16 protein-coding genes and 1 pseudogene are annotated in these 18,770 nt (G+C 70.3%); 6 read left to right on the top strand and 11 right to left on the bottom strand.

Features of this window, described 5'->3' with window-relative positions; translation table 11 throughout:
- Window positions 1-2: 2 nt before the first annotated feature.
- A complete protein-coding gene (allB, locus tag ACN28I_RS03140) occupies window positions 3-1,361 on the bottom strand; it encodes an allantoinase AllB (RefSeq protein WP_420940671.1) in 1,359 nt (452 codons plus the stop codon).
- 25 nt (window positions 1,362-1,386) lie between these two features.
- The gene (locus ACN28I_RS03135; protein ID WP_420940670.1) at window positions 1,387-2,955 is read right to left on the bottom strand and encodes a urate hydroxylase PuuD; all 1,569 of its coding nucleotides are present in this window, start codon (window positions 2,953-2,955) and stop codon (window positions 1,387-1,389) included.
- A 143-nt stretch (window positions 2,956-3,098) separates the two neighbouring features.
- On the opposite strand from ACN28I_RS03135, the gene ACN28I_RS03130 reads away from it, so the two are divergent.
- Complete coding sequence (locus tag ACN28I_RS03130) at window positions 3,099-4,037, top strand: bestrophin family protein (protein WP_420940669.1); 939 nt, start codon at window positions 3,099-3,101, stop codon at window positions 4,035-4,037.
- Window positions 4,038-4,120: 83 nt separating this feature from the next.
- Here ACN28I_RS03130 and ACN28I_RS03125 read toward each other — a convergent pair whose 3' ends face one another.
- The 4 genes from ACN28I_RS03125 to mutL form a co-directional block, all read right to left on the bottom strand.
- Window positions 4,121-5,119, bottom strand: a complete 999-nt coding sequence (locus ACN28I_RS03125) for a tetratricopeptide repeat protein (RefSeq protein ID WP_420940668.1) — start codon at window positions 5,117-5,119, stop codon at window positions 4,121-4,123.
- Window positions 5,120-5,303: 184 nt separating this feature from the next.
- Entirely contained in the window at window positions 5,304-5,993 is a 690-nt protein-coding gene (locus tag ACN28I_RS03120; RefSeq protein WP_420940667.1) for a hypothetical protein, read from the bottom strand.
- A gap of 3 nt (window positions 5,994-5,996) precedes the next feature.
- Entirely contained in the window at window positions 5,997-6,152 is a 156-nt protein-coding gene (locus ACN28I_RS03115; RefSeq protein WP_199243218.1) for a hypothetical protein, read from the bottom strand.
- Window positions 6,153-6,224: 72 nt separating this feature from the next.
- Window positions 6,225-8,111 (bottom strand): DNA mismatch repair endonuclease MutL, encoded by a 1,887-nt coding sequence (gene mutL, locus ACN28I_RS03110; RefSeq protein WP_420940666.1) that lies wholly within the window; start codon window positions 8,109-8,111, stop codon window positions 6,225-6,227.
- A 100-nt stretch (window positions 8,112-8,211) separates the two neighbouring features.
- Here mutL and ACN28I_RS03105 point away from each other — a divergent pair.
- Window positions 8,212-9,175, top strand: a pseudogene (locus ACN28I_RS03105) (NAD-dependent epimerase/dehydratase family protein).
- 2 nt (window positions 9,176-9,177) lie between these two features.
- On the top strand, window positions 9,178-10,833 hold the full coding sequence (locus ACN28I_RS03100) for a lysophospholipid acyltransferase family protein (protein ID WP_420940665.1): 1,656 nt from the start codon (window positions 9,178-9,180) through the stop codon (window positions 10,831-10,833).
- 19 nt (window positions 10,834-10,852) lie between these two features.
- Here ACN28I_RS03100 and ACN28I_RS03095 read toward each other — a convergent pair whose 3' ends face one another.
- From ACN28I_RS03095 to ACN28I_RS03075, 5 genes are all read right to left on the bottom strand, one after another.
- Window positions 10,853-11,245 (bottom strand): DUF4288 domain-containing protein, encoded by a 393-nt coding sequence (locus ACN28I_RS03095; protein ID WP_420940664.1) that lies wholly within the window; start codon window positions 11,243-11,245, stop codon window positions 10,853-10,855.
- A gap of 9 nt (window positions 11,246-11,254) precedes the next feature.
- Window positions 11,255-11,617: a hypothetical protein gene (locus tag ACN28I_RS03090; protein ID WP_420940663.1), complete on the bottom strand. Its 363-nt coding sequence runs from the start codon at window positions 11,615-11,617 to the stop codon at window positions 11,255-11,257.
- A 262-nt stretch (window positions 11,618-11,879) separates the two neighbouring features.
- On the bottom strand, window positions 11,880-12,758 hold the full coding sequence (locus tag ACN28I_RS03085; RefSeq protein WP_420940662.1) for a diguanylate cyclase: 879 nt from the start codon (window positions 12,756-12,758) through the stop codon (window positions 11,880-11,882).
- 154 nt (window positions 12,759-12,912) lie between these two features.
- A complete protein-coding gene (locus ACN28I_RS03080; RefSeq protein ID WP_420940661.1) occupies window positions 12,913-13,170 on the bottom strand; it encodes a hypothetical protein in 258 nt (85 codons plus the stop codon).
- Window positions 13,121-15,541, bottom strand: coding sequence for a dickkopf-related protein (locus ACN28I_RS03075; protein WP_420940660.1), 2,421 nt, complete (start codon window positions 15,539-15,541; stop codon window positions 13,121-13,123). The genes ACN28I_RS03080 and ACN28I_RS03075 overlap by 50 nt, the downstream gene beginning before the upstream one ends.
- 351 nt (window positions 15,542-15,892) lie before the next feature.
- On the opposite strand from ACN28I_RS03075, the gene ACN28I_RS03070 reads away from it, so the two are divergent.
- From ACN28I_RS03070 to ACN28I_RS03060, 3 genes are all read left to right on the top strand, one after another.
- Window positions 15,893-16,798: a type VI immunity family protein gene (locus tag ACN28I_RS03070; RefSeq protein WP_420940659.1), complete on the top strand. Its 906-nt coding sequence runs from the start codon at window positions 15,893-15,895 to the stop codon at window positions 16,796-16,798.
- A 107-nt stretch (window positions 16,799-16,905) separates the two neighbouring features.
- Window positions 16,906-17,199, top strand: coding sequence for a DciA family protein (locus ACN28I_RS03065; RefSeq protein WP_420940658.1), 294 nt, complete (start codon window positions 16,906-16,908; stop codon window positions 17,197-17,199).
- Window positions 17,200-17,201: 2 nt separating this feature from the next.
- Window positions 17,202-18,716 carry a CAP domain-containing protein gene (locus tag ACN28I_RS03060; protein WP_420940657.1) on the top strand — a complete coding sequence of 505 codons (1,515 nt, stop codon included), beginning with the start codon at window positions 17,202-17,204 and terminating at the stop codon, window positions 18,714-18,716.
- The last annotated feature ends 54 nt before the right edge of the window (window positions 18,717-18,770 follow it).

Below are 18,770 nucleotides of genomic sequence, written 5' to 3'. Positions count from 1 at the left end.
GGTTACCTCCGAACCGCCAGGAAGCGGCCAACGGTGGCCGGGGGCTGGTTGGACGCAGCGTCATATGCCATCCGGCCTCCGACGAGGGTTTTCTTCACCTGCCCGAACAGCCGCCGGCCCGCATAGGGCGTCACGTGGTGACGGTGGCGGATGGCCTCGGGTTGAACCACGAAGGAGGCCGCGTCGTCCCAGAGCACGATGTCCGCGTCGTACCCGGGGGCGAGCCGGCCCTTGCGGTCCGAGACGCCCGCGAGCCGCGCCGGGCCCTCGACGTTCCAACGGAACATCTGCTCCACGGAGAAGCCGCGCTCCTTCGCCAGCGTCCAGAGCACCGACAGCCCGAGCTGCAGCGAGCTGATGCCGCCCCAGGCCTGCATGAAGTCTCCGGCCTCCGGCTTCTTCAGCGCGGGCGTGCACGGCGAGTGGTCCGAGACCACCATGCCGATCGTCCCGTCCTCGAGCCCGCGCCAGAGCAGCTCGCGGTTCTCCGCCTCGCGGATGGGCGGTGCGCACTTGAAGCTCGTCGCACCCGAGGCGATCTCCTCCGCGGTGAAGGCGAGGTAGTGCAGGCACGTCTCGGCGGTGATCTGCACGCCCTCCTGCTGCGCGGCGCGGATCATCGGCAGCGCGGACGCGCTCGACAGGTGCACGATGTGCGCGCGCGCCCGGTGCTCGCGGCACAGGCCGATGATCATCGCGATCGCCTCGTCCTCGGCCGAGCGAGGCCGGGAGCCGAGGTACGTGCGGTAGTCACGCGGATCCTTCCCGGCGAGCTCCCGCTCCGCGGCATCGAGCGGACCCGGCGCCTCCGCGTGGACCAGCAGGATCAGCCCCAGGTCCCGGAGCCTCGGCAGCGCCACGTCGAGATCCTCGCGCGAGACGTGCGGGAACTCGTCCACGCCGGACGGACAGGTGAAGCACTTGCAGCCGGGCACGCCGAACTTCGCGAGACCCTCGAGCGCGTCCACGTTCCCCGGAATCACCCCGCCCCAGAACGCCACGTCGACGTGCAGCTTGCCCTCGAGCGCCGCGAGCTTCGCCTCGGCCGCCTCGCGCGTGGTGGTCGCGGGAATGCAGTTGAGCGGCATGTCCACCACGGTGGTGATGCCACCCGCCGCGGCGGCCGCGGTCGCCGTCTCGAAGCCCTCCCACTCGGTGCGTCCCGGCTCGTTGATGTGGACGTGGCTGTCGACGACGCCCGGCGTGACGAGCAGGTCGCCCGCCTCGAGCACGTTCGCGCCGGGAGGCACGGTGTCACCCGCCTCCACCTTGGAGATCCGTCCGTCCTGGATGTGGATCGCCGCGGGGCGGATCCCCTGCGGCGTGAGCACGCGACGGCCGCGCACGATGAACGGCTGCATGTGTTTCCCCTCCGGAGTCCCTACCTCAAGCGCCAAAGGCGCGAATGAGCTTCACCAGCCCGTCGAGCGTCTCGGCGTCTTCCGCGAGCGCCGGGTTCGGCGGCATCAACACGCTCTTGCCCACCGACGCACCGCCCTCGACGATGACCTTCTTGAGGGTCTCGTCGGTGACGCTCTGCTGCCAGTCCTTGTCACTGAAGTCGCGCGGCTTCGGATTCAACGCCGCCGACACCGAGCCATCGCCCGCGCCAGCCGGACCGTGGCAGGTGCTGCACACCGAGGCGAAGTAGTTGCGTGCCGACTCCGGAATCTCCGCCATCGCGCTCCCCGCCGTGGGAGCGGGTGCCGGAGCGGGAGCGGCCACGGCCGGCGCGACGAAGTCGGGCATCTTCGCGCCCTGGGGCACCTCGCCGCCCTGGGCGAACCAGGCCCCCACCAACGCGCGCTCCTCCTCCGTCATGCCCGTGAGGTTGCCGAGCGGCATCGTCTTGGTGGACACCGCGCGCACGAAGACGCGATCGGCGTGGGTGCGGATGGCGTCCGGCGTGTCGAGCGCCACGCCCTGCGGCGGCGCGGCGAACATCGGGCTCGAGGGACGTGCCGCGTGGCAGGTGGCGCAGCGGGTCTGCATCACGGAGGCCACCTGCTCGAATTGCACCGGCGGCTTGCCCGCGAACTGCTCGAGCGCGGGATCCGGCGGCGGCCGCGTCAGGACGATCACCCCGAGCAACGCGAGGCCCGTGCCCGCCCAGGCCAGCGGCGGCGTGTTGGCGCGGAAGTTCATCGCGTACTTCAGCCCCGCTCCCACGACGAACAACAGCCCCAGCACCAGCCACGGCATCGAGCCCCCGTAGGTGCTCGGGAAGTGGTTGGAGAGCATCGTGAACAGCACGGGCAGCGTCAGGTAGTGGTTCTGGATGGACCGGCCCTTGGCGCGCAGGCCCAGGGTCGTGTCCACCGGCTTGCCCTCGCGGGTCATCGCGAGCATGTAGCGCTGCGCGGGGATGATCCGGAAGAACACGTTGGCCGCCATGATCGTGCCCAGCGTGGCACCCACCTGGAGGAACGCGCCCCGGGCGCTGAAGACGCGGGTGAGCCCGTACGCCAGCCCGGTGATCAGCACGAGCCCCACCGCCGCGAACGCCCGGTTGTTCTTCGCCAGCGGCGTCTTCCAGAGCAGCTCATACAACCCGTACGCGACCGGCAACACTCCCAGGCTGATCGCCGTCGCCTGCCAGCCGGTGAGCGGATAGACGCCCGGGTCGATGAGCAGCGACGCCCCGTTGAGGTGGTAGACAATGATGAGCAGCAGGAAGCCGCTGATCCACGTCGTGTAGCTCTCCCACTTGAACCAGTGGAGCGTGTCCGGCATCTCGCCCTTGGCGAGCGACTTGCGCTTCACCACCTCGTAGAAGCCGCCGCTGTGGGTCATCCACAGCTCGCCCACGACGGCGCCGTCTCGGGGGCGGCTCGGCGCGGTGAGGTGGCTGTCGAGCCACATGAAGAGGAACGAATCTCCGATCCACATGATCGCCGCGATCACGTGGACCCAGCGCACCAGGAGGTTCAGCCATTCATGGATGAAGGCGGACATGATGCGCGCGACTCTACCGCGTTTTTCCGGGGAGCGGCGCCTCGTGACAAAGGGGGGGGTGGCAACAAATCCCGTTGGAACTTCCGCGGGTCCTGGGCGAAGAATCCGCGCCAGGGGCGACGGGCGGCCCGCCGTCGAGACACATGGTTCACTACGACCCGCATCACTGGTGGCGGTACCTCCTCAAACTCCGCGGCGGCATCCTCAAGGAGATCGTCGGACGGCTCGGCGTGTTCACCGTCTGGGCCGTGGCGGTGGTCTGGTTTCATTTCAACGTCTTCAAGGTGGACGTCCCCGCCACCGGGCACACCCTGGCTGGCACCGTGCTCAGCTTGTTGCTCGTGTTCCGCACCAACTCCTCCTACGACCGGTTCTGGGAGGGGCGGAAGCTGTGGGGGGGCATCGTCAACGAGACGCGGAACCTCGTGCGCGTAGCGGCGCTGAACATCCCCTCGGCCGAGCTGGTGCGCCGCCTGACGGCGTGGACGGCGGTGTACCCGTTCGCGCTGACCCGGGTCCTCCGGAGCGGTGGCGACAACCTCGGGCCCGCCGCGGCCGTGCTCCCCCGCGCGGAGATCAACCAGATCCTCAACGCGCGCAACGCCGGCATCGCGGTGGCGATGCGCATCTCCGCCATCCTCGTCGAGGCCCGCCGCGGCGGACTCATCTCCGACATCGTCCAGATGGAGATCGACCGCAACGTCCAGCTCCTCATCGACTACCAGGGCGGGTGTGAGCGCATCGTCCGCACGCCGCTGCCGTTCGCGTACATGCTCCACCTGCGCCGGACGCTCTTCCTCTTCATCCTCGGCCTGCCCTTCGCCCTCGTGGAGTCCTTCGACTGGGCCACCGTGCCCGTCGTCCTGCTCATCGCCCACACGTTCCTGGGCATCGAGGAGATTGGCGTGGAGATCGAGGATCCCTTCGGCATGGAGGAGAACGATCTGCCGCTCGAGGACATCGCCGGGGGCATCGCGCGGATCCTCGATGACCTGGTGCCGTGGACCAACCAGGTCATCGACAGCCCCGCGCTGAGCTACCCGGGGGTTCCGGCACCGAAGGAGCCTCCCCCGGTGGCGTGAGCCTTCCCATCCAGGCTCCCCAAAGACGAAGGGCCCGGGCTCCTCTCGGAACCCAGGCCCTCGGTTGGGACGGTGTCGCTGAACTATTGCGCCGGAGCGGGCGCGGGCGCCGCGGCGGGCTGGGCCGCCGGGGCCGCGGGCTGGGCCGCCGGGGCCGCGGGCTGGGCCGCCGGAGCCGGAGCCGCCGCCGTGCCACCCGCCATCAGCCGCCGCACCGTCGCCAGACGGCCGCGGAACTGCGAGATGAACTCGCTGGCCGGGTGCTGCGTCACGCCGTCGTTCACCATCTGCGCGGCCTTCTCGAGCTGATTCGTCTCCTGGAGCGACTGCGCCAGCAGCAGCATCGCGTAGTCGCGGTTCTTCGCCTTCCGGTCGCTCTCGATGTAGCGCGTCAGCAGCGGCACCGCCTGCTCGTGCTTGCGCTCCATGTTGTAGGCCACGCCCAGGAAGAAGGACGTCTCCTGAAGCTGATCCGCGGGCGGGTTCATCGCCACGAAGCGCGAGATCTCCTCGATCGTCGTCTTCATGTCGTTACGGCGGAAGGCCGCCTTGCCGCGCTCGAACGCCGAGTCGCCGATCTCCCGGCGCAGCTGCGCCGCCTTGTCGGCGAGCGCCCGCTGCTCCAGCTGCGACAGCTTGGAGGTGTCCAGCTTCACCAGCTCGTCCACGCCCTTGAGCCGCTCGTCACCCGGCAGGTTCGTCATCAGCCGGAAGACCTCGGTCGCCTGGCGCTGGGCCGTCTGCGTCGCCGTCAGCTCCGTGCGCTGCTTGTCGAGCTGCGTCGTCAGCTCGGCCACCGTCTTCTCCAGCCGCTCACGCTCGGCCGTCGCGCCGGAGCTCTTCGCCGAGCTCACCATCACCGCGCCCGCCACGCACAGCGCCGCGAAGATCGCGTACGCCACGCCGGAGGAGATCCACTGCCGCTTCTGGAGATCCTCGTGGCGCTTGCCGATGGCCTTCACTTCCGCGTGAAGGTTCTTCAGCAGGCTGTCCGTCTTGATCACGAGGTTGCGGGCCTCGATGACCTCCTTACGGATCTCGCTCAGTTCCTTGTTCTGCTCCGGCTTCGTCTCAGCAGCCATGGACATCTTCCTGTTGGGCCCGGAAATGATCTCGGCCTCTTCGCGCATCGTAGGGGCTCCGTCGGGCGGGATTGGTGACTTTTCACACCCGCATCGTGGTGGTCGGCCCCGGAAACAGGCCCCGCGCCCCGAAGAATTTCCGGTGCATTCTTCGAAGGCAGGGGGCCAGGCTAGCGGTACCCCGCTAGGGCGAGGAGGAGAACGGACGAATGGGATCCGACGCGAAGAAGTACGTCACCCCCAGCGCGAACCAGTTGCCCCCCGCGTTGTAGGAGGACAGGCCCTTGAACTCGGGCTTGTTGTTGAAGACGCTCTGGCCCCGGGCGAAGGCCAGGCGGTACTCGGCGGTCAGCCCCCATTGCGCCGAGAAGCGGAAGGTCGCCCCCACGGTGCCCGCCCAGGCTTGCGTGAACAGCTCCCGGGAGCCCACTCCCTCGGCCGTCGAGTAGGCCAGCGAGGGACCCGTCTGCAAGCCCACGAAGGGCACTACCCCCTCGGGCGTGAGGATGTCCAGCAGCGTCTGGAGGCGCAGGCCCACCAGCGCGCCGTAGGTGACGTTGGTGATCGTCGGGGCCCCCGTCAGCCGGAGCTGCTCGCCGGTGGCGTAGAGATCGATCCCCAGCTCGAAGAACTCGGTGACCGAGTACGCGAAGGAGCCCGCCAGGAAGGGGCCACCCGGCGACTCGGGGGCCCGCTGCACGCCCTGGTAGGCGGGGAACGAGTAGAAGCTGTCGTAGAAGGTGCCGTTGGAGGAGTGCCGCCAGCCCGCCTGGACGGAGATGCGGCCCACCCCGTTGAGCGGGAGGGGCTCCTCGTCCTGGGCGGAGGCGCTCCCAGTGGCGAGCAGGACGGCGAGCAGGAGGAGACGGCGCATCGGTCAGGAGTCCTTCAGGCGCAACGCGACTTCGAGAAACGTGGTGCGGCGCCGGGACAGGGCGGCGAGCAGGCACCGCACGACACACAACGAGCCGAACTCCCGCCGGACCAGGCCCACGTTGGCCACCACGTCCCGCAGGGTGATCACGCCGCGCATGCGCTTCTCCTCGCGTCAGTCCGCCCCGGTGCTACAGGCAGGGCGCGCACCGTAGCAGTGACGGTTGGAGGGTCAAATTTTCGGGTTGGGGGGCCGCAGCGCGCGCCGCTCCAGCTCCAGCAGCGGCACCTCGAGCACCACCACCGTGCCGTGGATGCAGGAGGGGTGGAAGTCGGCCGCGTCCAGCTCGCCGAGCAGCGCCCGGAGCTTGCCGTCGCTGAGCTGGCCCTCGGCATGGCGCGCGGCGTGGCAGGCCAGCACCCGGAGGCCCTCGGCCAGCGTCGTGGAGTCCAACGCCGAGCCGGGAGGCGGCAGGGCGCGCGCCAGGGCCTCCAGCAGCGCCCGGGCATCCGCGCCCACCAGCGAGGGCGGCACCGCCTTGAGCGCCAGCGTCGTCCCGCCGAAGGGCTCCACCTCCAGCCCCAGCCGCGCGAGCGCCTCGTGCCCCTCCACCAGCGCCTTGGCCACGGACACCGGCAGCTCCACCGTGGCGCCGAAGAGCGTGGGCACCGGCGCCTCCTCCCGGGCCACCATCCGCTGGAAGCCCATCAACCGCGCCCGCTCCAGGGCCGCGTGCGCGTCCAGCACCACCAGCGTGCCGCCCGGCCCCTCGCAGACGTGGAAGCGCTCGCCCAGCACGCCCATGGGCCGCAGCGCGCCGAAGTAGCCCGGCGGCGGCGCCTCGTTGAGCTGGGGCTGGGCCTGCCCGAAGGCGGGCGCGCGTCCCGGCAGCAGCGCGGAGCCGGGCGCGAAGGCGGAGCCCGAGGGCATGGACATGGCGGCGAAGGGTGACGGCGCACCGGGCGCGGCCCCCGGCGCGGACGCGTCCTGGGTGCCCGGCAGTGGCAGCGGCGCCCCCCACGTGGCCTCCTGGGCGCGGGTGAGGAAACGCTCCACCGCCATGGCGTAGTGGGCGGCCTGCCGCGGCTGCTCGGGCCCCCCACCCTCCCCCTTGTTGCCCAGCCAGGGCGCGGCCCGGAGCGCCCGGGAGATGGCCGCGTGCACCGTGTCGCCCACGCCCTTGCCGTCCGCGAAGCGCACCTCCTGCTTCTGCGGGTGCACGTTCACGTCCACCGCCCGCGGCTCCACGTCGATGAAGAGCACCACCACCGGCTGGCGCCCCGCCGGGAGGAACTCCTGGAAGGCGCGCTGGATGGCGCTGTTGAGGCCCCGGTCCCGGATGTAGCGGCGGTTGACGAAGGTGTAGATGCCGCGCGCGTTGGGCAGCGTGTACTCGGGCGAGGCGATGTGCCCCGTCACGCTCACCCCCAACCGCCGCTCCTCCACCGGCACCAGGTGCGGGTGCACCCCCGGCCCCAGCGCCGCGGCGATCCGCTCGCGCGGGTCTCCCGGGCTCGCCGGGCTGGTGAAGAGCTGCTGGCCCCCGTGCTCCACGAAGAAGGCCACGTCCGGGTGCGCCAGCGCCAGCCGGATGACCGCCTCCTCCGCGTGCTGCAGCTCCGTGGACTCGCGCCGCATGAACTTGCGCCGCGCCGGCGTGTTGTAGAACAGGTCCTCCACCGAGATGACCGTGCCCACCCGCGGCGGCGCCTCCTCGATCAGCGGCTCGCTCCCGCCCTCCACCACCACCTTCGTGCCCACCTGCGCCCCGGGCTCGGCCGTCTCCAGGGTGAAGCGCGACACCGAGGCGATGGCCGGCAGCGCCTCGCCCCGGAAGCCCTTGGTGTTGATGGTGAACAGATCGTCCAGCTCGCGCAGCTTGCTGGTGGCGTGGCGCTCCAGGCACAGCCGCGCGTCCTCCATCCCCATGCCGAGCCCATCGTCCGAGATGGTGATGCGCCCCAGGCCCCCCTTCTCCAGCGCCACGCGCACGGTGCGGGAGCCAGCGTCGATGGAATTCTCCACCAGCTCCTTCACGACGGAGGCGGGGCGCTCCACCACCTCGCCGGCGGCGATCTTGTTGATGAGGACGTCACTGAGGCGGGCGATACGTGCCATGGGAGGTCATATGATGCGCAGGACCCGGGAAGTTGGCCAGCAATCCTGACGCGTCGCGGCTGACAACGGTGGTCTTCTGAGCTATCACGCCCACTCCCGTATGGAAGCAACTCAGGCGAGCAAGGAGGGTCTCCGCGTCGCGGTGACAGGTGCTGCCGGCGACCTGGGCCGGCTGCTGCTGCCGCTGCTGGAGCGAGACCCCGACGTGGAGAGCATCCTGGTCCTGGACGTGGCCAAGCCCGCCGGAGACAAGGTGGACTTCCATCGCGTGGACCTCACGCGGCACGACGCCGAGGGCGAGCTGTCCGATGCCCTCGCCGAGCTGCCCGTGGACGTCTTCTACCATCTGGCCTTCCTTCACGGGCCGGTGCGCGATGGCTCCCTGGCACACGAGCCTCGAGGTCATCGGCACGATGAACGTGCTGAGCGCGGTGGGGCGCGCCCGGGTGCCGCGGCTGATCGTCCCCTCGTTGACGGCCCTGTATGGGGCGCGCGGCCAGCACCCCGCCCTGCTGGGCGAGGACACGCCGCTCACGGGCTGCCCCGGCAGCCGCTACGTCACCGACAAGGTCGAGGTGGAGAAGCAGGTGCGCAGCTTCCGCGAGCGCCACCCGGAGACGCGCGTCATCGTCCTGCGCTTCGCCCCGCTGTTCGGCCCGGGCATGAACAACCCGGCCACCCGGATGCTGGCGCACCGCGTGGTGCCCACGCTGCTCGGATTCGATCCGCTCTGGCAGGCCCTCCACGAGGAGGACGCCGCCCGGGCGCTGTACCAGGCCCTCAGCGCCAACGCCGAGGGCGAGTTCAACATCGTCGGGCGCGGAGTGCTGCCCCTCTCCGGGCTCATCCGCCAGGCGGGCGCTCAGCCGCTCCCCCTTCCCGGACCGCTCTACCGTGCGGCCCTGAAGACGATGACCTCGCTGGGGGGACCGGGATTCCCCACCGCCCTGCTCGACTACATGCATTACGGATGGGTCGCCGACGGTGAGCGCGCGGAAGAAGAGCTCGGTTTCATCCCCATGTTCCACGCCCGGGACGCCGTGGCGGCGATGCGGAGGAGTTGATCATGGCCAAGGGTGTGCTCGGGAACGATCCCTTCCAGCGGGGCGCCGCTCAGCGTCCCTCGGAGGCCAAGACGGGTACGGCGCCCGCCGCCCCGGAGCCGAAGAAGGCCCAGGAGAAGGCCCAGGCCGCGCCTCCGCCCGCCAGGAAGTCCGCTCCGGCCAAGGCCGCGAAGAAGGCGCCCGCTCCCGCTCCCGCGCCGAAGGAGAAGCCCGCCGCCAGGGCCGCCGCGCCGAAGTCCGCGGCTCCGAAGCCCGTGGCTCCGCCCACGTCCGCCCCCAAGCCCGCCGCGGAGAAGGCCGCCGCGCGTGGGAAGAAGGCCGCTCCTCCCAAGGGGAAGGCCGCCAAGACTCCCGCCGCGGCCAGGCCCACTCCGCCCGAGGCGGTCAGCGCCGCCGGGGCCACGGTGGGCACTCCGGCCACGCCGCCGCCCACGCCGGTCCAGGCCGAGGTGGACGCGGAGCTGCTGGAGCGTGCGGCGGAGGCCATTTCCGCCGTGGAGGCCCTGCGGGAGCTGGAGGAGGCCATCGGGGAGACACTGCCCTCGGGACCGGTCTCCGTGCCGGGTTTCGAGGACACGGTGGAGATCATCGAGACGGTGGCCGTCGAGGTGATCGACGCGAGCCAGGACGAGTACGCCCCGGACAGCGAGGCCGAGGCCGCGGCGGAGGCCCGCATCGAGGTGCAGGTGGAGGCCGCGCTGGCTCCCGCCCTGCCCGCCGTGAGCACCACCGACGCCTTCTTCACCTCCGAGTCTCCGGGAGCCGAGCCGCACCGGATGGGAGATCGCTTCGCGGGGCTGCTGTCGCTGGCGAAGGAGGCCGCCTTCCAGGCGCTGGCCAGCGAGCGGCTGGGCAAGACGATGGGCTCGGCGCAGGGGCTGCTGAGCGCGGCGCTCACGGGCATTGGCGTGGGCGGCGGTACGGCCATCGACGAGTACGGCAAGGACGCGGCGCTCGGCGGCGTGATGCAGCCGGTGCTGGACTTCTTCTACGAGCGCTACTGGCGGGTGTCGGTGCAGGGCGCGAGTCACGTGCCCGCGGGGCCGGTGCTGCTGGTGGCCAACCACTCGGGGGCATTGCCCTTCGATGGGCCCGTGCTGCAGCAGGCGCTGTCGCGGGAGCGGCCGGATTTGCAGGAGGCGCGCTGGCTGGCGGAGGACCAGGTCTTCCACGCGCCGATGCTCGGCACGTTGATGAACCGGCTGGGCGCGGTGCGGGCCTGCCCGGAGAACGCGCTGCGGCTGCTGGACGAATTGCGTCCGGTCATCGTCTTCCCCGAGGGCATCCAGGGATTGAGCAAGCCGTTCGCGCAGCGCTACCAGCTCAAGCGCTTCGGCCGGGGCGGCTTCGTGAAGCTGGCGTTGCGCACGGGCGCGCCCATCGTCCCGGTGGCCATCGTGGGCGCCGAGGAGACGGCGCCGCTGTTCGGCAAGTTGCCGGCCGGATTCCTGGGGCTGCCCTACCTGCCGCTGACGCCGCCGCCGCTGCCGGCCCGGTGGACCATCCGCTTCGGAGATCCGATCGGCATGGGGGACCTGCCGCCCGAGGCCGCCGAGGACATGTCCCAGGTGCAGCGGCTCACCGAGCGCACCCGCGAGTCCATCCAGGGCATGCTCCAGGCTCTCCTCAAGGAGCGCCGCTCCGTCTTCGCGGGGTGAGGGCAAGACAAGCCGGAATTCATTCCTTGTAAAGGACTGAAACAGGCTGGCCAGACACAAGCGTCTTCAAGTCCTCGCGATTCGAAACAACGAATCGCGAATACGTCGCCTCAGTACCATCCTCCAACAAGTCCACGGGCTCGCCGGGCGACTGAACCAGGCTCTCCGCGCTGCGCCTGGGGGAGATCAATTTCCTGATCCCTCCGTAACACAATTCCGCCGCCTGGCCCTCGATCTTCAACGTACCACTGTCATTACCACAGTCAGCACGTCCCCGCTCTTCAGCCTTGAGGCGAGCCATGTCTTCATCATCAGCCTCAATCAAATAAACATTCTCAAAGACCGACACCGGTCCCTCCGCTACGGAGTTGACCTCAAAATAAAGAATAACGTGAGCCAAGAACCACGACATATCTCACCCTCAGTAGTGACTCTTTCTCTTCTGCTTGTTCCTACACCCGCCATACTTCTCCGCCTTCTCAACATCCCTGACCTTCTGCTTGTCACCAGACCGTTGAGCCTCCACAAGCATTTCCGTCAAGACCTGGCACACATCTTTTGGATTACCCGCGACCCCGGACTCATGAGCCTTGCGCTTTGCCTCCTCGAGCGCCCAATTTGTTTCGCAATAGACGCCCAACCTTCCACACAGAAGACCCAGCTCATCAGGTTGTTCATCGGCCTCGGCCGGCGCCCCCTCCACCGCGTCCGACAACTCCTTTGCAAGCCGAGCAGCTTTCAGGGCTCGCCTCCAGGCCTCCTCGGATTCATAGCCAGCACACATCCATGGGTGATTCCTGCATGCGGCCAATGTCCCTTGGCTGACCGCCCCGGGGGACTCGTATCGCACGAGCGCGTCCGGCTCCGGCCAACCCCGCACGGGACTCGAAGCTCGCCGGACATCACCGGCCTCTCCCGCGCATTCCCCGGCGACACTTCCACCCGATCGGTGTGGGTGCACGCCCCCAGGAGAAGCACCACGAACACCCAACTCGAGAACCGGGGCGCCATCCGTACAGCCCCTCTTCCCGTAATCCCGCCAGCGCTCACGAGCAGACGCGATTGCGGCCCGCGGCCTTCGCCTCGTACAGCTTCCCGTCCGCCGCCCGCTTCAGATCCTCCAGGTCCCGGTGGTCCGCCGCCAGCACCGCCACCCCCAGCGAGATCGTCACCGGAATCACGTTCTTGTCGAACTCGAAGCGCTGCTTCTCCACCAGCCTGCGGGCCTTGTCCGCCAGCAGCACCGCTCCCGGCTCGTCGATCTCCGGCAGCAGCATCCCGAACTCCTCCCCGCCATACCTCGCGAACACGTCCTCGCGCCGGATCCTCGTCTTCAGCGTCGACGCGAGCTGCTTCAGCACGTAGTCCCCCGCCAGGTGCCCGTACCGATCGTTCACCTGCTTGAAGTGGTCCACGTCGAACATCACCAGCGCCAGGCTCCGCTCGTACCTCCGAGACCTCGAGACCTCCCGCTCCAGCGCCTCCTCGAAATAGCGCCGGTTGTAGATCTGCGTCAGCCCGTCCATCGTCGTCAGCCGGTAGATCTCATCGTGGTACGCCGCCTCGATGTTCCCTCCCGCGATGAACTTGAAGATCGTCCGCCCGATCTTCACCAGATCCCCGTTGTGCAGCGCCTGCTCACCCTTCACCGGCTCGTCGTTCACGAACGTCCCGTTCGTCGACTCCAGATCCTTGATGAACACCCCACGCTTCGTGTTCGCGATGCACGCGTGGTTGCGGCTGATGGACTCCTGGTCCACCTGGATCTCCGCCTTCGAGGAGCGTCCAATCAGCGTCTCCTCCTTGCACAGGTCGTACTTCCGGCCCAGCTCCAGGCCGTAGATGACCACCAGCGCCGCGTCTTGATCGACCGGCCGCTCGGAGATCTTCGAGATGACTGTGACGACCGTCTCGTTCTGCGCCATACCGGATAGGACGGTAGCACCCGGAAAACCTTGGAACCAGTGTAAGGGTCCAACCCGGGGTCCGGGCCCCCTCACCCCGTCCCTCTCCCGAGGGGAGAGGGGAAGTCGCTCGGGGGAAGCCGCTCGGCTGAGTCTCAACAGTTGAGACAGGGGCTCAGTTGATCGTCAGGGTGCGCCGGCTCGTGACGGGCGGGCTCAGCGCCACTCCCCCGGTGTCCACCAGCGTCGCATTGAGTTGCACGCCTGTCCCCGTACACGGCCCCGGCAGTTGCAGCTCCACTTCCCCACGGCCCTCCACCACCGCGCCCTCCACGTGGCCCGTGCAGCCCGCGCCTCCCGCGAACGTCAGCCGCACGTAGCCCTCATCCAAGGGGCCGCTGCCCACCCGGAAGCCCAGGACGCGCACCTTCACCTTCGAGCCTCGCGCCACGCTCTGGCCGTCCTCCGCTGGCTCCATCCACGTCACCAGCGGACGCCCGTAGTCCAGCGCCGACCAGGCCACCGCGAGCTTCGCCCAGGTGCTCCAGGTCCACCCCATCCGCCTCCACCAGGCCGTGCAGGTTCATCGCCGCCCCCGCCGATGTCCCCGTCCGGCGCGCCACCAGCGCCTGCATCCCCATCGGCGAGCGCGAGCCCACCGTGTCCCCGAAGTACGTGCGATCCTCGAAGCCCTCCGGCGGCACCGGCAGCCGCACGCCCCCCGCGGCCCTCGCCACGTCCATCAGCACCACCCAGCGGCGCTCCGCCCGGTTCGTGAACACCGCGCGCAGCACCGTCGCCGCGGGCAGCTCCGGCGCCCCGATGAAACGCAACTGCCGGCCCTCCAACCCGCCCCCCTCCCGGTTGTTGTAGTTGTAGCGCGCCCCCTCGGGCACCGGCAGGAAGGGCCCGCCCACCACCACCGGCGTGCCTCCCTTCGGATCGAACGGCAGCTTCTGCAGCGTCCGGTGGATGAGCACGCTGGAGGCCGCTCCCGCCGTCGCATCCTCGGACGCGGTGGAGGACGAGGCCGTGATCATCAGCTCGTACGGGCTGCCCTCGAGCCCATGGTGCGCGGGCGCCATCCGCACGCTCACCAGTCCCGGCCCCGGCAGCCCCGCCTGCGTGTCCGTGGTGTGGTCCGCCGGAGTCGTGTTCACCCCCATGCCCAGGCCCAGCGGCACCACGCCGCGCCCCGGCACCCGCACCGCCCCCAGCACCGCCGCGCTGTCCATGTACCCCCGGTAGCTCGGCAGCGCCGGTACCCGCACCGCGAACTGGAAGCCCAGCCCCAGGCGCTGCTCCGCCTGGAAGTCGTGGTCCACCGCCGTGAAGTGCGTCTGGTCCCGGAAGTCCGGCGCGCCCGTCTCCGTCTCCGGCGTCTCCTTCAGCCGGTACTCCACGTCTCGCACCACCGAGGAGCTGAAGGTGCGCAGCAGTGGAATCGTCTGCGCCAGCAACTGCCCCACGTCCACCGCCCCGCCCGACACCAGCGGCAGTGCGTTGAGCGGAATGTCCCCGCCCAGCGCCCACGCCGTCCGCGTGCCACACGCTCCCGCGGCCATCGCCGCCTCCGCGCTCTCGAAATCCCCCGGCGCCGTGCCGCACACGCCCGCCAGCCCCTGCGCCGACACGTCCGTCGCGTTCAGCGTGCTGCCCGGCAGCACCACATAGGCGCCCGCCGGCAGCGTCGCCTCGCGCGCCTGGCCTCCCATCGTGAAGGCCACCCGGCGCTCCGGCCCCGCCAGCAGCGAAGCCGACACCTCCGTCACCGCGTCCGGCGCCGACAGCCCCGCCAGTCCCGCGTGCATGTCCTGGCTCGTGGACATGTTCCGGAAGGTGCCCTTGTACCCGCCGTACCTGTCCGCCGGGTTGCGCCTCAGCGGCAGCGCCAGATCCATCGGGCCTCCCGCGCCCTCGTGCGCCACCGTGAGGTAGCCGAAGTCCTCGTGGAACACGGAGACGCTCCCCGCCTCCGACGGTGCTGTCAGCGCCACCACGCCGCTCGCATCCGTCGTGGCCGTGGCCGTCACCGCCCCCTGCCCATCCGCCACCACCACCACCGCTCCCGCGAGGGGACGGCCCGTCAGCTCGTCCTTCACCACCGCGCGCAGCTTCCCAGGCGCCACCGCCGCCTCCAGCACCGACACGCGCGCCGTGCACGCGGCTCCACCCACCCGCGCCCGCACCGACTCCCGCGGCCCTTCCGTCGCCGCCGACAGCACGAAGGCGGACTCCACGCCCGTGCCGCTTCCCTCCAACGCCACGCTCCCGTCCAGCGCCGTCCACGCCGCGCCCGAGGGCACCACCACCGCCCGCCCCGCCGCGTCCATCGCCAGCACCGAGAAGCGCGCCAGCGTCCCCTCCCGCCCCACCACGAAGTCCGGCGTCACCCGGCACGCCGTCACCGTGCTCGCCTCCGGCGCCGCTCCACACCGCCCGTTGCGGCACACCTGTCCCGATGCCGCGCACTCCGCGTCCGCCGAGCACTGCGCCACCACGCACCGGCTGCTGTCACACCGGCAGCCCAGCGCATTGCCATCGCACTCGGAGATCCGGTGCTCGCCCCGCTTCGCCGCCGTGCAGTCCTCCTGCGTCCGGCAGGCCGCCAGGCAGCGCGACGTCACCGTGTCACAGAAGAACAGCCCGGGATCCGGGCAGTCCTGATCCACCTGGCACGCGCCCGTGGGCGGTGTGTCCACCGGCTCACCGGGCACCAGCGGCGCGGGGACTTCGCAGGCACTCCAGAGGCTCGAGAACGACAAAAGGACGGCAAATAGGGCCAGACGAAGGGGGGGGTTCATCGGCGGCTCCAGTCAGGGGGGCAAGGAAGCGGCTCCCCTTGGCCCTTGTCAAGCGGGGGGCTCGCCTCCTCCCTAGCCAGTTCCATGCCGGGCCCGGATTCCGCGAGGTTGTACGTCCGAATCCCCATCAACCCACGACAGCGCCGCCCTGCATTCCCCGCCCATCACACCTGGCCCCCCTCGAAGAAAGCACGCTCCTCGTGTAACTCCCGGCACGCGTCGTTGCGACCTGACCCGATGACTTCGACATATCCGCGAGTCCGAATCCCGGGCCCCATCCCCTACACGTCGCGGACACCCGAAGCGGGGACCGTCGAGCATCTCTGGGACCGCCTCATCGCACGAGACCTCGTGCGCATCGTCTTCTTCGTCCCTCACGACCACTTCGACATCGCCGCGGGGGTGTCTCATGCCCTCGACCGTTACGTCCGCGCCGTGGAGGGCCGCCCGAGCGCCTTGTCCGAATACACCTGCTGCGACTGGGAGCCCTCGAAGCTCGGGGAGCGGGGTTGGGAGCTCATTCGGGCCACCCTCGCGCCCCGGGAGCGCCGGTATGCCGATGACTACACGCGCGACGAGGCCTTCTACCCCCTGAAGGAAGGTGCGGATCCCTACTTCGGCCTCTACGGCGAACAGGACAGCGGCTACTCCTTCACCTACCACGCCCGGATTCCCTGGCGCGAAGCCCCTCCCAGCCGGGCCAGCGTCCTCCGCGCCACCCTTCCCACCGAGTACCTCGAGGAGAAGGGGGCCGGCTTCGTGCGCGAGCTCGCCCTCGACATGGCGTCCCGGCTCCCCTTCGCTTCCGGGCATGCGGGGCTCGCACTCGATGTCGCGCCTTCAAGGTTGGCCCGCCTCGATACCCTGCGCCCCATCATCTTCCGTCATCCCGGTTTCGATCTTCGCGACGCCGGCATTCGCAACGAGCTGAACACCCGGGTGGACGGCGTCCACTGGATGAATTTCCTCGGGCAGCCCGTGCTGGGTGAGTTGGGCGGTGCCACCGGCCTTCGCGCCCGGCTCCAGTCCCCCTCCACCGACGTGCGGCCACTGGACGGCGAGCGCCTTGTCGTGACCCTGGGGCCCGAGCCCGAAGCGGGAGACCTGACCCAGGGCCAGCCGCTCCCCGCCTACCGCGAGCTCGCGCGGGTGCTGGAGCCGTGGCAGGAGCCATTCCCCTGGGGCCACCTCCGGAAACAGGGCAAAGCCACCGAGGAAGAGGAGTGGCGCCGCTGGTGGCGCAGGTTCCTCGACTGACGACCCCGCAGGGAGAGCGAGGCGGCAAGCACCCTCCCACCCGCGACATCGCCGCCCTACATTCCTCCGTTGGCATTCCCCACGCCCCGGCCGATGATTGGTCCCACATGGCCCGGCGCGATCCGCAGACCCTCGACCAGCTCCTCCCTCGTGTCCTGGCCCGACTGGCCGAACAGTCCGGGAAGGGCCGCGCCCTCGTCCCGGTTTGGAACGCCTCGGTGGGCGCCCATATCGCCAAACACACCCGGCCCCACACCCTCGAAGGAGGCACCCTCGTGGTCACCGTGGCCAGCGCCGAGTGGGCGCACACCCTGTCGCGTCAGGAAGCCTCCCTGCTCGAGCAGCTCAACACCCGGCTCGGCGCCGGTGCCGTCACCGCCCTCGTCTTCCGGCTCGACTAGCGATGCTCGCCCTCGCCCTCAGCGTCCTCCTGGCCGCCTCCCCCACGCCCACTGCCATGGAGCAGCAGGCCTCGCACTACGTCCTCCAGGAGTTCGAGCGCGTGGGCCGGCGCACTCCCCAGGTCGACCCCGCCCTCACCCAGGCCGCGCGCAAGCTCGCCCGTGAGGCGCTCGACGACAGCCCCTCCGGTGCCGTGGAGCTGCTCGCCCTCACCGAGGCCATCAGCGACGCCGGCGGCGCCGACCCCAGCCCCCGCTCCTATGTCATCCGCGCCTCCGTGCGGGACCACGCCGTGGGCACCCTGCTCGACCGCAAGGATCTCAACCAGGAGCCCGCCTCCCACGTGGGCGTGGGCGTCGCCGTGGACGGGGAGCGCGCCGCCCTCGTCGTGCTGCTCGCCGAGCGCAAGGCCACCCTCCAGCGCTTCCCCCGCACCCTCGACAAGTCCGGCACCGGCCAGAGCCTGTGCGGCCAGCTCGAGCAGCCCCTGCGCTGGTCCGAGGTCTACGTCACCCTCCCCGAGGGCCGCGTGGAGCGCCCCCCGCTCACCCGCGAGTCCGGCCCCTCCTTCTGCACCCGCCTGCTCTTCCCCTCCGAGGGCCGCTACACCGTGGAGATCATCGGCCGCGGCACGCGCGGGCCCGAGGTGGCCGCCCTCTTCCTCGTGGACGTGGGCGCCCACAGGAAGCGCGGCGAGCGCGAGCGGCTCATCGAGCCCACCACCGTGGAAGAGGCCCGCGTGGCGGTGCTCTCGCGCATCAACGCCCTGCGCCGCGCCCATGGCGTGCAGCAGCTCGTGCTCGACGACACCCTCAACGCCGTGGCCCAGGCCTACAGCGAGCGCATGGCCCGCGAGGGCTTCTTCGCCCACGTGGCCCCGGACGGCTCGGACCTGCGCGGCCGCCTGGCCTCCGCCGGCTCCCAGTACCGCACCGCCGGCGAGAACCTCGGCATGGCCTCCGGGCCGCTCTCCGCCCACTTCGGCATCGAGCACAGCCCCGGCCACCGCAACAACCTGCTCGGCACGCAGTTCACCCATGCCGGCATCGGCGTCACCTTCCAGAAGGTGGACGGGCGCGACCAGGTCCTCCTCACCGAGGTCTTCTCCTCCACCGTCACCCCGGTGGCCGCCGCCGCCGCCGCGAGGGATCCCCGCGAGGAGGCCTATCAGGCCCTCGCCACCCACCGCGCCTCACGCCGCCTGCCGCCGCTGCAGCGCAACCCCGTGCTGGAGCAGATCGCCCTGGACCATGCCCGGCGCGCCCTCGAGCTGGACCAGCCCAAGGTGCAACTGCCCGGCTCCAAGGTGCACGACCGCGTCTTCTCCGCCCTCGACACGGCGAAGAGCGCCTCGGTGGATTTCTATGTGGCGGAGAGCCCCGCCCTGCTCCCGGATTCCAAGAGTCTGGGAGACCGCAAGAACACCCAGGTCGGCGTGGGCGCCGTCCGCGGGGACTCGCGAACCTACGGCAAGGGGCAGTACTGGATGGTCATCATCTACGCCGCCACCCGCTGAGTGGGGCTCCCGGCCAGCCGCCGGGAGCCCATCCGCACGTGACGGCATGCCGCC

This window comes from Archangium gephyra, from assembly GCF_049060025.1.
Classification (GTDB): domain Bacteria; phylum Myxococcota; class Myxococcia; order Myxococcales; family Myxococcaceae; genus Archangium; species Archangium gephyra_A.
Note: the sequence above shows the minus strand (reverse complement) of the source record. Positions and strands in the feature narration are given on the sequence as shown.

What these genes read in the sequence shown, in the direction of transcription:
- ACN28I_RS03115 (WP_199243218.1), bottom strand. Translation starts at nt 6,152, where the DNA reads ATGCGCGGCGTGATCACCCTGCGGGACGTGGTGGCCAACGTGGGCCTG.
- mutL (WP_420940666.1), bottom strand. Translation starts at nt 8,111, where the DNA reads ATGGCACGTATCGCCCGCCTCAGTGACGTCCTCATCAACAAGATCGCC.
- ACN28I_RS03060 (WP_420940657.1), top strand. Translation starts at nt 17,202, where the DNA reads ATGCTCGCCCTCGCCCTCAGCGTCCTCCTGGCCGCCTCCCCCACGCCC.
- allB (WP_420940671.1), bottom strand. Translation starts at nt 1,361, where the DNA reads ATGCAGCCGTTCATCGTGCGCGGCCGTCGCGTGCTCACGCCGCAGGGG.
- ACN28I_RS03100 (WP_420940665.1), top strand. Translation starts at nt 9,178, where the DNA reads ATGGCCAAGGGTGTGCTCGGGAACGATCCCTTCCAGCGGGGCGCCGCT.
- ACN28I_RS03090 (WP_420940663.1), bottom strand. Translation starts at nt 11,617, where the DNA reads ATGTGTGCTGGCTATGAATCCGAGGAGGCCTGGAGGCGAGCCCTGAAA.
- ACN28I_RS03125 (WP_420940668.1), bottom strand. Translation starts at nt 5,119, where the DNA reads ATGGCTGCTGAGACGAAGCCGGAGCAGAACAAGGAACTGAGCGAGATC.
- ACN28I_RS03085 (WP_420940662.1), bottom strand. Translation starts at nt 12,758, where the DNA reads ATGGCGCAGAACGAGACGGTCGTCACAGTCATCTCGAAGATCTCCGAG.
- ACN28I_RS03065 (WP_420940658.1), top strand. Translation starts at nt 16,906, where the DNA reads ATGGCCCGGCGCGATCCGCAGACCCTCGACCAGCTCCTCCCTCGTGTC.
- ACN28I_RS03075 (WP_420940660.1), bottom strand. Translation starts at nt 15,541, where the DNA reads ATGAACCCCCCCCTTCGTCTGGCCCTATTTGCCGTCCTTTTGTCGTTC.
- ACN28I_RS03120 (WP_420940667.1), bottom strand. Translation starts at nt 5,993, where the DNA reads ATGCGCCGTCTCCTCCTGCTCGCCGTCCTGCTCGCCACTGGGAGCGCC.
- ACN28I_RS03135 (WP_420940670.1), bottom strand. Translation starts at nt 2,955, where the DNA reads ATGTCCGCCTTCATCCATGAATGGCTGAACCTCCTGGTGCGCTGGGTC.
- ACN28I_RS03095 (WP_420940664.1), bottom strand. Translation starts at nt 11,245, where the DNA reads ATGTCGTGGTTCTTGGCTCACGTTATTCTTTATTTTGAGGTCAACTCC.
- ACN28I_RS03130 (WP_420940669.1), top strand. Translation starts at nt 3,099, where the DNA reads ATGGTTCACTACGACCCGCATCACTGGTGGCGGTACCTCCTCAAACTC.